This is a genomic window from Methylovorus mays, from assembly GCF_020531915.1.
GTDB classification, from domain to species: domain Bacteria; phylum Pseudomonadota; class Gammaproteobacteria; order Burkholderiales; family Methylophilaceae; genus Methylovorus; species Methylovorus mays.
Map to the genome: position 1 here is coordinate 110320 of NZ_JAJAVG010000004.1, position 12880 is coordinate 123199.

At 52.9% G+C, this 12880-nt stretch carries 16 protein-coding genes; 14 read left to right on the forward strand and 2 right to left on the reverse strand.

The window, feature by feature from the left end; genetic code table 11:
- Positions 1-201: 201 nt before the first annotated feature.
- Entirely contained in the window at positions 202-1083 is an 882-nt protein-coding gene (locus tag LG203_RS02785; RefSeq protein ID WP_230344401.1) for a DMT family transporter, read from the reverse strand.
- A complete protein-coding gene (locus LG203_RS02790; protein ID WP_230344402.1) occupies positions 1080-2183 on the reverse strand; it encodes an aromatic ring-hydroxylating oxygenase subunit alpha in 1104 nt (367 codons plus the stop codon). Before LG203_RS02790 ends, LG203_RS02785 begins: the two co-directional genes overlap by 4 nt.
- Before the next feature lie 41 nt (positions 2184-2224).
- Here LG203_RS02790 and LG203_RS02795 point away from each other — a divergent pair, with 41 nt between their 5' ends.
- The 14 genes from LG203_RS02795 to asd all read left to right on the forward strand — a co-directional run bounded on the left by LG203_RS02795 (position 2225) and on the right by asd (position 12743).
- Complete coding sequence (locus LG203_RS02795) at positions 2225-2542, forward strand: hypothetical protein (protein WP_230344403.1); 318 nt, start codon at positions 2225-2227, stop codon at positions 2540-2542.
- 2 nt (positions 2543-2544) lie between these two features.
- On the forward strand, positions 2545-3036 hold the full coding sequence (locus tag LG203_RS02800) for a urate hydroxylase PuuD (RefSeq protein WP_230344404.1): 492 nt from the start codon (positions 2545-2547) through the stop codon (positions 3034-3036).
- 66 nt (positions 3037-3102) lie between these two features.
- A complete protein-coding gene (locus LG203_RS02805; protein ID WP_230344405.1) occupies positions 3103-4284 on the forward strand; it encodes an aspartate aminotransferase family protein in 1182 nt (393 codons plus the stop codon).
- 19 nt (positions 4285-4303) lie between these two features.
- Positions 4304-5221 (forward strand): ornithine carbamoyltransferase, encoded by a 918-nt coding sequence (gene argF, locus LG203_RS02810; protein WP_013442402.1) that lies wholly within the window; start codon positions 4304-4306, stop codon positions 5219-5221.
- Positions 5222-5233: 12 nt separating this feature from the next.
- The gene (locus LG203_RS02815; RefSeq protein WP_230344406.1) at positions 5234-5542 is read left to right on the forward strand and encodes a hypothetical protein; all 309 of its coding nucleotides are present in this window, start codon (positions 5234-5236) and stop codon (positions 5540-5542) included.
- A 44-nt stretch (positions 5543-5586) separates the two neighbouring features.
- Entirely contained in the window at positions 5587-6810 is a 1224-nt protein-coding gene (locus LG203_RS02820; RefSeq protein WP_230344407.1) for an argininosuccinate synthase, read from the forward strand.
- A 13-nt stretch (positions 6811-6823) separates the two neighbouring features.
- Positions 6824-7135 carry a pyrimidine/purine nucleoside phosphorylase gene (gene ppnP / locus LG203_RS02825; RefSeq protein ID WP_013442399.1) on the forward strand — a complete coding sequence of 104 codons (312 nt, stop codon included), beginning with the start codon at positions 6824-6826 and terminating at the stop codon, positions 7133-7135.
- 3 nt (positions 7136-7138) lie between these two features.
- Positions 7139-7633: a DinB family protein gene (locus LG203_RS02830; RefSeq protein WP_230344408.1), complete on the forward strand. Its 495-nt coding sequence runs from the start codon at positions 7139-7141 to the stop codon at positions 7631-7633.
- Between the two features lie 18 nt (positions 7634-7651).
- Positions 7652-8146: a YajQ family cyclic di-GMP-binding protein gene (locus LG203_RS02835; protein WP_230344409.1), complete on the forward strand. Its 495-nt coding sequence runs from the start codon at positions 7652-7654 to the stop codon at positions 8144-8146.
- A 78-nt stretch (positions 8147-8224) separates the two neighbouring features.
- On the forward strand, positions 8225-9625 hold the full coding sequence (gene leuC, locus LG203_RS02840; protein WP_230344410.1) for a 3-isopropylmalate dehydratase large subunit: 1401 nt from the start codon (positions 8225-8227) through the stop codon (positions 9623-9625).
- 94 nt (positions 9626-9719) lie between these two features.
- Positions 9720-9842: an entericidin A/B family lipoprotein gene (locus LG203_RS02845; protein ID WP_013442395.1), complete on the forward strand. Its 123-nt coding sequence runs from the start codon at positions 9720-9722 to the stop codon at positions 9840-9842.
- Positions 9842-10480 carry a 3-isopropylmalate dehydratase small subunit gene (gene leuD / locus LG203_RS02850; RefSeq protein ID WP_230344411.1) on the forward strand — a complete coding sequence of 213 codons (639 nt, stop codon included), beginning with the start codon at positions 9842-9844 and terminating at the stop codon, positions 10478-10480. The genes LG203_RS02845 and leuD overlap by 1 nt, the downstream gene beginning before the upstream one ends.
- A gap of 34 nt (positions 10481-10514) precedes the next feature.
- The gene (gene leuB, locus LG203_RS02855) at positions 10515-11570 is read left to right on the forward strand and encodes a 3-isopropylmalate dehydrogenase (RefSeq protein ID WP_230344412.1); all 1056 of its coding nucleotides are present in this window, start codon (positions 10515-10517) and stop codon (positions 11568-11570) included.
- A 60-nt stretch (positions 11571-11630) separates the two neighbouring features.
- Positions 11631-12743 carry an aspartate-semialdehyde dehydrogenase gene (gene asd, locus LG203_RS02860; RefSeq protein ID WP_230344413.1) on the forward strand — a complete coding sequence of 371 codons (1113 nt, stop codon included), beginning with the start codon at positions 11631-11633 and terminating at the stop codon, positions 12741-12743.
- Positions 12744-12880: the final 137 nt, after the last annotated feature.

Here is a 12880-nt window from a genome sequence, read left to right on the forward strand (position 1 = left end):
GCGATTGACTGAGCGATCTGCTGAGCGAAGGGCCCGCCCATGCAGCCTGTGAGTAGCAAAACGAGGCCAGGCAAGACAAGTTTGCCTGCAAGGCGACCCATGCTTTCACGATCAGATGGCAACGTTGAGAAACCCGGTTGGTATATTGGGATGAAGACTAATCTTTCTTCAAGTGCTTGTCCAGTTTGAGTAAACGCGCTTTTAGCCCTTACCTTGCGGTTTGCGCGATGTGACGCTAATCACGCCGCTCAGCACGATGATGGCCACCGCAAACCAGCGATCCAAAGATAGGGTTTCTCGCCAGATAATGATGCCAAACAGGCTGGCGAGGACGACGGTACTGTAGGCCAGGCTGCCAACAATCAGTGGATTGCCTGTGCGATAGGCTCGCGTCAATGCAAGCTGGGCTATGGTAGCGGAAACACCTAGCCCAATAAGGAGCAGCAGATCTTCTCCGCCAACACGATGAAAGTCATGTATCAGCATCCACAAGCCGCCGCCCAGTGTGCAAACCAGTGTGAAATAAAATACAGTGCGCCAGTCGGGTTCGCCCGCCCGCGCAAGCTGGGTCACATGGATGTAGACAATTCCAGCTAGCGCTCCGGATGTCAGGCCAAGCGCCCCCGCAATCAGCTCATCTGCATGAATGCTGGGCTTGAGCAGCAGGGTGACGCCGATAAATCCTAATGCAATGGCAGCGAACAGGATTTTACGGAATTTCTCTCCCAGGTAAAACGGAGCAAGTGCAGCCATGAAAAGCGGAGAGGTGTAATTCAGAGTAGTGGCCGTCGCCAGAGGCAACTCACTGATTGCGTAGAAGAAAAGGAGGAGTGAAATAAATCCAAGCACCGCCCGCCACATATGTTTTCCGAGCAGGGGGGTGGCGAGGGATTGATGGCGTATGCGGGTGAGGCCGTATATAAACACCAGTCCAAAAAATGAGCGGTAGAACACGAGTTCTGCGCTACTGAATTTTTGAGCCCCAAGCTTGACCAGGACGCCCATAATGGCAAAGAAGAATGCGGCCACCAGCATCCACAGGCTACCCAGCCGCCATTGCCTGATCAGGCGGAAAAGATTCACAGGTGGGGGTCTAACTGTTTGCGCATCCAGAGGTGGAAGTGCTCAAGACCGGTTTCCATGGGGTGCTGATAAGGGCCGTGTTCGTCCAAGCCTTGTGCAAACAGGGCGCGACGACCATCGTGCATGCGCTGGCAGATTTCCTTGTCCTCAATTGCGGTTTCATTGTAGGCCGCCTGCTGAGCTTCTACGTACTCGCGTTCAAACAAGGCAATGTCTTCCGGATAGTAAAACTCCACCACATTGGTACATGCATCCACCCCGCGAGGAATAAGGTGCGACACGACCAGCACATTCGGGTACCACTCGATCATCAGGAAGGGGTAATACACCATCCAGATGGCGCCATACTTGGGTGCAGACTGTTCGCCATACTGCAATACCTGCTCCTGCCAGCGCTGATAGGTGGGGGAGCCGGATTTTTGCAGCGAATGCTTTACGCCTACGGTTTGTACGCTGTACCAGTCGCCAAACTCCCAGTTCAGCTGTTCACAGTCCACAAACTTGTCCAGCCCAGGATGGAAGGGGCCGACATGGTAGTCCTCCAGATAAACCTCGATAAAGGTTTTCCAGTTGAAGGCATATTCTTCCACCATCACGCGATCAAGCATGTAGCCGGTAAAGTCGAAATCCTGCTTGCAGCCCAACTGGCGCAAGTCGCGCGCAATATCCCTTGGACTGTCAAATAACAAGCCTTGCCAATGCTGCAGCGAGGTTTTGTTTAAATGTAAACAAGGGTTGTCAGGAAAATGTGGGGCACCCAGCAATTCGCCCTTGAGGTTGTATGTCCAGCGGTGCAAGGGGCAGACAATATGATGCGTGTTGCCGCGGCCATTCAGCATGATGGCCTGTCGGTGCCGACATACATTGCTGATCAGCTCAATTCCGTTCTGATTGTGAACCAAGGCGCGACCCTCTTGCATCCACGCCAAGGTGTGATAGTCGCCAGGGTGTGGCGTCATCAGCTCATGCCCGATGTATTGAGGCGCATGTGCAAATAATACTTTTTGTTCCAGCCTGTAAATCTCGGGGTCGGTATACCAGGCAATCGGCAGCTGCGAAACAGCAGGCCGGGGCAAATTGACGGAGACAAGGGAAGCCATAGGTTGCGAACAGTGGTTGGAAGTGACTGATTGAATGCGAAATGCAGATAAAACGGCGGACTTGGGATTTTGCCCGAATGGGATATTTTTTCAAGCAGAATTTTAGCTGTTGTGCAGATGGGGAGGGCGGAATTTTTTATGGTAAACATGCAAGTGCAAAGCCTCGGATCAGGCGTCGAATGTTGCTTAATCGGCTGTTTTGCGCTAACCTCAACACTCTTGATGTGCAACGATTTTTTACAGAGAAACGGCCAATGAAAAATCCCCTGGATTCGATTTCCGGCACCCTTGTTTCAGGCGTGATCCTGACCCTGGTGCTGTATGTTTTTCTTAAAAACTTCATATTGGCCGGGGTGTGAACATGGATTTGATGCCGGGTTTCGCACGCTGGATACATGTATGGGCAGGCATTACCTGGGTCGGTCTGCTTTACTACTTTAATTTTGTGCAGGTGCCTGCCTTAAAAGACGCCGCTGCCGATGGCACCGCAGCCGGCATCAGCAAGCATGTGGCGCCGAGAGCGCTGCTTTGGTTTCGATGGGCGGCTGTCGTCACGTGGCTTGCAGGCGCTGCCTTGCTGGGCAAGGCGTTTGTTCCTGCGTTTACATTGCAGGCTGACTACGCCGCGATTGGATTGGGTGCATGGCTGGGCACCATCATGCTGTTTAATGTGTGGGTGTTGATCTGGCCTAACCAGAAAAAAATTCTGGGATTGGTTCCGGCCGATGATGCATCCAAGGCGCGCGCCCGACGCGTTGCCTTTTTGGCGTCACGAACCAACACTATGCTGTCTGTCCCCATGATTTTTTTCATGACGAATGGACTGACGCACCGGGCTATTTTCGGGCTTTAGGATTTTTATATTGCTGCAAACGGCGGCATAGGCCGCCGTTTGTTTTTTTATAGATAGAGTTAAACGATGTCTCAACATTTGATGAATACCTATGCCAGACAACCTGTCACCTTTGTAAAAGGTGAGGGTGTCTGGTTATACGATGCGCAAGGCAACCGTTACCTGGATGGTCTGGCAGGTGTTGCCGTTAATGGGCTGGGGCATGCCCACCCTCGACTGGTGGCTGCTATTAGCGAGCAGGCCGGTAAGCTGATTCATGTTTCCAATATTTATCAAATTGCCGAGCAGGCCGCCCTGGCGGATAAAGTCTGCGAAATTTCCGGTATGGATCGTGTTTTCTTTTGCAATTCTGGTTGCGAGGCCAACGAAGCCGCCATCAAGCTGGCGCGTCTGCATGGCCATAACAATGGCATTGAAAACCCAGAAATCATCGTCATGGATAAGGCGTTTCATGGCCGTACGCTGGCGACCTTGTCTGCAACCGGCAATCGCAAAACCCAGGCAGGCTTTGAGCCGCTGGTGAGTGGGTTTGTGCGCGTGCCGTTTGACGATCTCGATGCCGTACGCCAAGTGGCGGAGCATAACCCCAATGTGGTGGCGATTTTGGTCGAGCCTGTGCAGGGTGAAGGTGGCATTAACGTGCCGCGCGATGGCAAGGCGTATCTTGAAGGCTTGCGGGCACTGTGTGATGAGTATGGCTGGCTGCTTATGCTGGACGAAGTGCAGAGTGGCATCGGCCGTACTGGCACCTGGTTTGCATTCCAGCATACCAATATTCAGCCGGATGTCATGACCCTGGCCAAGGGCTTGGGGTCTGGTGTGCCGATTGGCGCATGTGTGGCGCGGGGTGCTGCAGCCGAGGTGTTCACGTATGGCAAGCACGGCTCTACCTTTGGTGGTAATCCATTGGCTACAGCGGCTGGTTTGGCAACGCTCAACATCATTGAGCAAGATGGGTTGTGCGCCCACGCTGAAGAAATAGGTAACTGGATTTGCGATGCTTTCCGCGCAGAGTTTGCTGGCGTGAAAGGGGTAAGCACCATACGCAATGCGGGTTTGATGATTGGTATTGAGCTTGATCGTCCTTGTGGCGAACTGGTCAAGCAGGCTCTGGAGCAGCGTCTGCTGATCAATGTCACGGCGGACAAGGTGGTGCGCCTGTTGCCGCCACTGATCATCAATCAGGATGAAGCCCAGCAACTGGTCAGCCAGCTCTCTAGTCTGATCAAGGCCTTTTTAGGTCAATAAAATAAAAGAAGTAAACTTTATGGCTATCAAACACTTTTTACAATTCAAGGACTTGAACCGGGAAGAGTTGGATCATATCTTTGAACGTACGCGCTGGATCAAGCAGCAGTTCAAGGCTTATCAGCAATACTGGCCGCTGACTGACCGTACCCTGGTCATGATCTTCGAGAAAGCCAGTACCCGTACGCGTCTGTCGTTTGAGGCTGGCATGCAACAACTTGGCGGTTCAGCGATTTACCTGAATACCCGTGACTCCCAGTTAGGACGCGGTGAGCCAGTGGAAGATGCGGCGCAGGTCATTTCGCGCATGAGCGATATTGTGATGATCCGTACCTTTGAGCAGGAAATCATCGAGCGCTTTGCGGCTAACTCGCGCGTGCCGGTGATCAATGGCCTGACCAACGAATATCACCCATGCCAGATACTGGCCGATATTTTTACCTTTATTGAGCATCGTGGACCTATCCAGGGCAAGACCGTGGCGTGGATAGGTGACTCCAACAATGTCTGCAATACCTGGCTGCAAGCCGCTGAGGTGCTGGATTTCAATGTGCATGTCTCTACGCCACCAGGTTACGAAGTCGAGCCTGAGCGCGCAGGGCTGTATGGTCACGAGCATTACGAGGAGTTTACTGATCCGATGGAAGCTGCGCGTGGGGCTGATCTGGTCACCACCGATGTCTGGACATCCATGGGGTTTGAGGCGGAAAACGAAGAACGTATGCGCGACTTCGCTGACTGGCAGGTGGATGCCGACATGATGCGTGTGGCGAAATCAGATGCCTTGTTCATGCATTGCTTGCCGGCACATCGTGGTGAAGAGGTGGCTGCCGAAGTGATTGATGGCCCGCATTCGGTGGTTTGGGATGAGGCCGAGAATCGCCTGCATGTGCAAAAGGCCCTGATGGAATATCTTCTGCTGGGCAAGGTGGCCTGACAGTAACGCGGTATGGATAACAAGCCTGTCGAGCTTTCCAGCCATATCCTGCCAGTTGCTTCCACCATGGTGGGGGTGTGCGTCACCGTTATCTCGGTCATCCAGATCGCACCAGATAAGGCAATATCCAGTTGGGCGGACAAATTGCTGGCAGTGGACAGTCTGGCTTTCATGGCGAGCACAATGCTGTCTTACTGGTCCATTCGACACAAAGATCATCTGCAGCGTATCGAACGCTATGCCGATAGGCTGTTTTTGCTGGGGATGGCGCTGATGGTGTTTGTCAGCTTTCTGGTGGCGTTTGAGCTGTTCACTGATTAGTTTAGATTTGCATACAAGTAATTAAAAGATAACAGGAAAAAGTAATGAGCGATGTGAAAAAAGTAGTGTTGGCCTACTCGGGCGGATTGGACACCTCCGTCATTCTTAAATGGCTGCAGGATACCTACCAATGTGAGGTGGTGACCTTTACCGCTGACTTGGGCCAGGGCGAAGAGCTGGAACCAGCACGCGAAAAAGCCAAGAAATTCGGTGTCAAGGAAATCTATATTGATGACCTGCGTGAAGAGTTTGTGCGCGATTTCGTATTTCCCATGTTCCGCGCCAATACCGTATATGAAGGTGAATATCTGCTCGGCACCTCCATCGCGCGTCCCCTGATTGCCAAGCGCCTTATCGACATTGCCAATGAGACCGGTGCGGATGCCATTTCGCATGGCGCTACTGGTAAGGGTAATGATCAGGTACGTTTTGAGTTGGGCGCATATGCGCTCAAGCCCGGTGTGAAAGTGATCGCTCCATGGCGCGAGTGGGATCTGCTATCCCGTGAAAAGCTGCTGGCCTATGCCGAGCAGCATGGTATCCCGGTAGAAATGAAGCACAAGCAGGGCGGTAGTCCATACTCCATGGATGCCAATCTCCTGCACATCTCCTACGAAGGTCGCCATCTGGAAAACCCGGCTGCCGAAGCCGAGGAAGACATGTGGCGCTGGACGGTAAGCCCGGAGAAAGCCCCAGATGTGGCCGAGTATCTGGATGTGGAGTATGAGCGCGGCGATATTGTGGCGCTGAATGGCAAACGTCTCAAGGCGCATGAGGTCCTGGCCGAGCTCAATCGACTTGGTGGCAAGCACGGCATTGGCCGTCTCGACCTGGTGGAAAACCGCTACGTTGGTATGAAGTCCCGCGGCTGTTATGAAACTCCCGGCGGCACCATCATGCTCAAGGCGCACCGTGCCATCGAGTCCATCACGCTGGATCGCGAAGTGGCGCACTTGAAGGATGATCTGATGCCGCGTTACGCCAGCCTGATTTACAACGGCTATTGGTGGAGCCCTGAGCGTATTGCTGTGCAGACGCTGATTGATCACACCCAGCTGAATGTGAATGGCTGGGTACGCCTCAAGCTCTACAAGGGCAACGTGATTGTGGTCGGCCGTGACAGCAAGACGGATTCACTGTTTGATTCCACCATCGCCACGTTTGAAGATGACGCGGGCGCTTATGACCAGAAGGATGCTGGCGGTTTCATCAAGCTAAATGCATTGCGCATGCGTATTGCTGCCAATTTACACAACAAGAAAAAGTAAACAGGAGAGTCTCATGGCCCAGTTCGACAATGTAAGCGTCAAGAAGAAAGCCAACGTATATTTCGATGGCAAGTGTGTCAGTCATACCGTTATGTTTCCAAACGGTACGCGTTGTACTGTTGGCGTGATTTTCCCCAGCACGCTGACATTCAACACCGGCTCACCAGAGCTGATGGAAATTAACGCGGGCGTATGCAAGGTGCGCCTGAAAGGCGAAGAAGCCTGGAATACCTATCAAGCCGGTGAGAAATTCACCGTACCTGGCAATTCCAGCTTTGATATTGAAACGATTGAAACCCTGGATTACGTCTGCCATTTTGAGTAAGCCATGATAGACCGCGATTATGTGCGCTTGATGGCGCGCTATAACCGCTGGATGAATGGGAAACTGTATGCCGCTGCCGCCAGTCTTACTGAGGAGCAGCGGCAACTGGATAAAGGGGCGTTTTTCAAATCCTTGCATGGCACCTTGGTCCATCTGGTGTGGGCCGATGATATATGGCTGGCAAGGTTTGAGGCGAGCGCCCAGCGCTACAGTGACAAGCCGGGCGATTTTGCCGCATTGAGTGAGCGTCGGCTGGTGCTGGATAATGCCATTCTGACTTGGGCGACAAGCGTCAGTAATAACTGGCTGCAGGAAGAGTTGCGTTGGGATAGCGGTATCTATCAGCAGACGCTCAGCCGCCCCGCCTGGATTCCGGTATCGCACTTTTTCAATCATCAGACTCACCATCGCGGTCAGGCCACGACATTGCTCATGCAGTTTGGAGTTGATCCGGGCGTGACGGATCTGGTTTTTATGGATATGACGGAAATACAGTAAACAACGGGAACACACATCATGCCTACATTTGATATTTCTTCTGAAGTCGATATGGTCGCCTTGAAAAATGCCATTGACGTGGCAGGCCGCCAGATCACCAATCGCTATGACTTCAAAGGTACCAGCGCAGCGGTTGAGCTGAATGAAAAAGACAATCTGATCACCTTGCATGGCGACTCCGATTTTCAGCTGGATCAGATCAAGGATATCTTGCTGCCCGCGATGGAGAAGAAAGAAGCCGACAGCGCCAAGCGTCTGGATCATCAGGATGTGCAGAAAGTGTCGGGCAACAAGGTCAAGCAGGTGCTGAAAATCAAGGCGGGTATTGATAGCGAGCTGGCGAAGAAAATCGTCAAGCTGCTGAAGGATAGCGGCCTGAAAGTGCAGGCCAGCATCCAGGGCGATACGGTACGCGTTACCGGTGCCAAGCGTGACGTACTGCAGGATGCGATTGCCTTCGTCAAAAAATCGGTCACCGATTTCCCTCTGCAGTTCGGCAACTTCAGGGATTAATGCCGCGTTTGCGGATACAGGAATTAAGATAGCCAACCGTCGGCAGTTGCCCGGTTTAGCAAATGGAAAGCATAAGAAATGGCAAAAACGCTTTACGATAAATTGTTCGATTCTCATGTGGTGCACGAGGAAAACGGCACCGCATTGCTGTATATCGACCGTCATCTGGTGCATGAAGTAACCAGCCCACAAGCCTTTGAAGGTTTGAAGATTGCTGGCCGCAAGCTCTGGCGTATCAATTCCGTGCTGGCGGTGCCTGACCACAATGTGCCGACGACCGATCGCTCGCATGGCATCGCCGATCCGATCTCACGTTTGCAGGTGGAAACACTGGACCAGAACTGTGTCGATTTCGGCGTGACAGAATTCAAGATGAATGACAAGCGTCAGGGGATCGTGCACGTCATCGGGCCTGAGCAGGGCGCTACCTTGCCTGGCATGACCGTGGTCTGTGGTGATTCGCATACCAGCACCCATGGTGCATTCGGCGCCTTGGCCCATGGTATCGGCACTTCTGAAGTCGAGCACGTCATGGCAACGCAATGCCTGGTGCAAAAAAAATCCAAGGCCATGCAAATTCTGGTCGAAGGCGAGCTTGGTCGAGGTGTAACCGCCAAAGACGTGGCGCTGGCCGTAATCGGTCGTATTGGTACCGCTGGCGGTACGGGCTACGCCATTGAATTTGCTGGCTCCGCCATTCGCTCGCTCAGCATGGAAGGCCGCATGACCTTGTGCAATATGGCCATCGAGGCGGGTGCCCGGGCGGGCATGGTGGCGGTGGATGACATCACCATCGACTACCTCAAGGGCCGCCCTTATGCGCCTACCGAAGCGCAGTGGGATGCCGCCGTCGCTTATTGGAAAACCTTGCATAGCGATGCTGGCGCGCAGTTCGATGCGCTGGTGGAACTGAAGGCCGAAGATATTCAGCCGCAAGTGACCTGGGGCACCTCACCAGAGATGGTCACTGCCATCAATGGTCGCGTACCCGATCCCGAGCAGGAGTCTGATCCTACCAAGCGTGGCGGGATTGAGCGCGCCCTGCAATACATGGGGCTGGAAGCGAATACCCCTATTGAATCGATCAATATCGACAAAGTATTCATCGGCTCATGCACCAACTCCCGTATTGAGGATTTGCGGGCTGCTGCCATGGTCGCCAAGGGAAAACGTGTGGCTTCCAATGTGAAGCTTGCCATGGTGGTGCCGGGCTCTGGCCTGGTGAAGGCACAGGCTGAGCAGGAAGGCCTGGACCGTATTTTCCTGGATGCCGGTTTTGAATGGCGCGAGCCAGGGTGCTCCATGTGTCTCGCCATGAATGCGGATCGTCTGGAACCCGGCGAACGTTGTGCCTCTACCTCCAACCGCAATTTTGAAGGTCGGCAGGGTCAGGGTGGGCGTACGCATCTGGTAAGCCCTGAAATGGCGGCCGCTGCTGCCGTGGCAGGGCATTTTGTTGATGTCAGGACGATGCTGTAAAGCAACGCCTGTCGCATGCCATGCATGCGCCTAAGAGTCAGCAGGCTTGGCCTGCGTTTTCATTGAGTGTAATTGAGAGCATAGGGGAACAGAGATGAAATGGATGACATGCATGGTCATGTTGGCACTGTTGAGCCTCACAGCCTGTAATACTGTTGAAGGCATGGGGAAAGATATTGAAAAGGCTGGCGAAGCCATCCAGAAAACGAGCAAGTAATGCAGGCATTTACCCAATTGAATGGAGTTGTGGCACCGTTGGATCGCGCGAACGTCGATACCGATGCCATTATTCCCAAGCAATTTCTGAAATCCATCAAACGTTCAGGGTTTGGTCCCAATGCGTTTGATGAGTGGCGCTACCTGGATCATGGCGAGCCAGGCATGGATAACAGCAAGCGTCAGATCAACCCTGACTTTGTGCTGAACCAGCCTCGCTACCAAGGCGCGAGTATCCTGCTGACCCGCGAGAATTTCGGTTGTGGCTCCAGCCGGGAGCATGCCCCTTGGGCCTTACTGGATTATGGATTCCGCGCGATTATTGCGCCTAGCTATGCGGATATTTTCTTCAACAACTGCTTCAAGAATGGCATCTTGCCCATCATTCTGAATGCGGATGTGGTGGATAGTCTGTTTCAGGCGGTGGAGGCAGATGAAGGTTACAAACTCACGGTGGATCTTGTCACGCAGACGGTGAATACCCCGGATGGCAAATCCTATCCGTTTGAGGTGGATGCATTCCGCAAGCATTGCCTGCTCAATGGTCTGGATGATATTGGCCTGACCTTGCAGCATGTTGACGATATCAAGACGTTTGAAATCAAGCATAAAGCGGCGCAACCCTGGCTGTTTAATTAACTTCTCAATACGAATCTTCAGGAAATCGCGGTATATGAAAATAGCAGTTTTGCCGGGTGACGGCATCGGTCCCGAAATTGTGGCGCAAGCGGTCAAGGTATTGAATGCCTTGAATATTGGCATTGAGATGCAGGAGGCACCCATCGGAGGCGCGGGTTATGAAGCGGCTGGTGATCCATTGCCAGAAGCTACATTGGCGCTGGCAAAGTCCTCAGATGCTGTATTGCTTGGCGCTGTAGGTGACTGGAAATACGACAAACTGGAGCGTCATCTGCGTCCTGAGCGCGGCCTGTTGCGTATCCGCAAAGAGTTGAACCTGTTTGCCAATCTGCGTCCGGCCTTGTTGTATCCTGAGCTGGCCTCGGCTTCTACATTGAAGCCTGAAGTCGTGGCCGGGCTGGATATCATGATCGTGCGTGAATTGACGGGTGATATTTACTTTGGTCAGCCACGTGGCATCTCCACGCTGGAAAACGGCGAGCGTGAAGGCATCAATACCATGCGCTACAGTGAATCCGAAATCCGTCGTATTGCCCACGTTGCCTTTGGTATTGCCATGAAGCGCAACAAGAAGGTGTGCTCGGTGGACAAGGCCAATGTGCTCGAGACGACTGAGTTGTGGCGTCAGGTCATGATCGAGGTGGCAAAGGAATACCCTGAGGTCGAGCTTAGCCATATGTATGTCGATAATGCTGCCATGCAGTTGATCCGTGCGCCCAAGCAGTTTGATGTGATGGTCACGGGGAATATTTTTGGTGACATTCTCTCTGATGAGGCCTCCATGTTGACCGGCTCCATCGGCATGTTGCCATCCGCCTCGCTGGATCAGAATAACAAAGGAATGTATGAACCAAGCCATGGTTCTGCGCCTGATATTGCCGGTAAAGATATTGCCAATCCTTTGGCCACGATTTTGTCGGCTGCGATGATGCTGCGCTATAGCTTCAACGATGAAGCCAATGCCACACGCATCGAAAATGCCGTTAAAAAAGCGCTGGCTGAAGGCTACCGTACAGCGGATATCCACACGGATGGATGTCGTAAGGTTGGCTGTGCTGCCATGGGCGATGCCGTGGTTGCTGCCTTGTAAACAGATTAAAAGCGGAAATTGGCGGTCAATAAGCCCGTTTTTTCGCTAAAGGAAATGCACATGTTAAGAGTAGGATTTGTCGGTTGGCGTGGCATGGTGGGTTCCGTGCTGATGCAGCGTATGCGTGAAGAACGCGACTTTGACCATATCGAGCCCGTGTTTTTTACCACCTCCCAAACTGGAGGCCAGGGCCCGGACATTGGCAAGGATGTACCGCCGTTGAAAGATGCCCGTGCCGTGGATGAGTTAAAGGCCATGGATGTAATCGTTTCCTGTCAGGGGGGTGACTACACAACCGAGATTTTTCCGAAACTGCGTGCTGGCGGCTGGAGTGGTCACTGGATAGACGCGGCATCTACCCTGCGCATGGAGCAGGATGCCGTGATTGTGCTCGATCCGGTGAATCTTGATGTGATTAAGAATGCCTTGATGAGCGGTGGCAAGAACTGGATTGGTGGTAACTGTACAGTTTCCCTGATGCTGATGGCGCTTAATGGCTTGTTCCGCGAAAACCTGGTGGAATGGGCTACTTCCATGACCTATCAGGCAGCAAGTGGCGCAGGCGCGCAGAATATGCGCGAATTGCTCAAGCAAATGGGCGAGGCACATCGTGTGGCCAGTGACCTGCTGAATAATCCCGCTTCAGCAATCCTGGATATCGATCGCGAGGTCGCTGGTATTCTGCGCGACGAGCGTTTTCCTACCGACCATTTTGGCGTGCCACTTGCTGGCAGCCTGATTCCCTGGATCGACAAGGATCTTGGCAATGGTCAAAGCAAGGAAGAGTGGAAGGGGCAGGCTGAAACCAACAAGATATTAGGACGGGAGGCAACCCCAGTGCCCATCGATGGCCTCTGTGTGCGTATCGGTGCCATGCGCTGCCATTCACAAGCATTGACCATCAAGCTCAAAAAGGATGTGCCATTGGATGATATCGTCGGTCTGTTAGATGGTGCCAATCCCTGGGCAAGAGTGGTGCCAAATGAGCGCGATATCACGGTACGTCAGTTGACACCTGCTGCTATCACCGGCACTTTGAATACCCCTGTTGGCCGGTTGCGTAAGATGAGCATGGGCAATGAGTATTTGTCGGCATTTACCGTAGGTGACCAACTCTTGTGGGGGGCGGCTGAACCGTTACGTCGGATGCTGCGCATCTTGGTGGAACATTAGCGCTTAAGTTGGGCGTTATCTCCTGCGAGATGGACAATTTTGGGCAGTCAAAAACAGCATCCAAATGTGATGTGAGCTGTTAGCTTGCAACTCTAAATGATTGATGTTAGCTTACAATCTAATACTGCAATAAGGGT

Bases quoted from the DNA above. Each gene is read 5' to 3' on its own strand.
- argF (WP_013442402.1), top strand. From the start codon at position 4,304: ATGGCTATCAAACACTTTTTACAATTCAAGGACTTGAACCGGGAAGAG.
- LG203_RS02830 (WP_230344408.1), top strand. From the start codon at position 7,139: ATGATAGACCGCGATTATGTGCGCTTGATGGCGCGCTATAACCGCTGG.
- leuC (WP_230344410.1), top strand. From the start codon at position 8,225: ATGGCAAAAACGCTTTACGATAAATTGTTCGATTCTCATGTGGTGCAC.
- LG203_RS02800 (WP_230344404.1), top strand. From the start codon at position 2,545: ATGGATTTGATGCCGGGTTTCGCACGCTGGATACATGTATGGGCAGGC.
- LG203_RS02820 (WP_230344407.1), top strand. From the start codon at position 5,587: ATGAGCGATGTGAAAAAAGTAGTGTTGGCCTACTCGGGCGGATTGGAC.
- LG203_RS02795 (WP_230344403.1), top strand. From the start codon at position 2,225: ATGCAGATAAAACGGCGGACTTGGGATTTTGCCCGAATGGGATATTTT.
- LG203_RS02790 (WP_230344402.1), bottom strand. From the start codon at position 2,183: ATGGCTTCCCTTGTCTCCGTCAATTTGCCCCGGCCTGCTGTTTCGCAG.
- leuB (WP_230344412.1), top strand. From the start codon at position 10,515: ATGAAAATAGCAGTTTTGCCGGGTGACGGCATCGGTCCCGAAATTGTG.
- ppnP (WP_013442399.1), top strand. From the start codon at position 6,824: ATGGCCCAGTTCGACAATGTAAGCGTCAAGAAGAAAGCCAACGTATAT.
- leuD (WP_230344411.1), top strand. From the start codon at position 9,842: ATGCAGGCATTTACCCAATTGAATGGAGTTGTGGCACCGTTGGATCGC.
- asd (WP_230344413.1), top strand. From the start codon at position 11,631: ATGTTAAGAGTAGGATTTGTCGGTTGGCGTGGCATGGTGGGTTCCGTG.
- LG203_RS02835 (WP_230344409.1), top strand. From the start codon at position 7,652: ATGCCTACATTTGATATTTCTTCTGAAGTCGATATGGTCGCCTTGAAA.
- LG203_RS02845 (WP_013442395.1), top strand. From the start codon at position 9,720: ATGAAATGGATGACATGCATGGTCATGTTGGCACTGTTGAGCCTCACA.
- LG203_RS02815 (WP_230344406.1), top strand. From the start codon at position 5,234: ATGGATAACAAGCCTGTCGAGCTTTCCAGCCATATCCTGCCAGTTGCT.
- LG203_RS02805 (WP_230344405.1), top strand. From the start codon at position 3,103: ATGTCTCAACATTTGATGAATACCTATGCCAGACAACCTGTCACCTTT.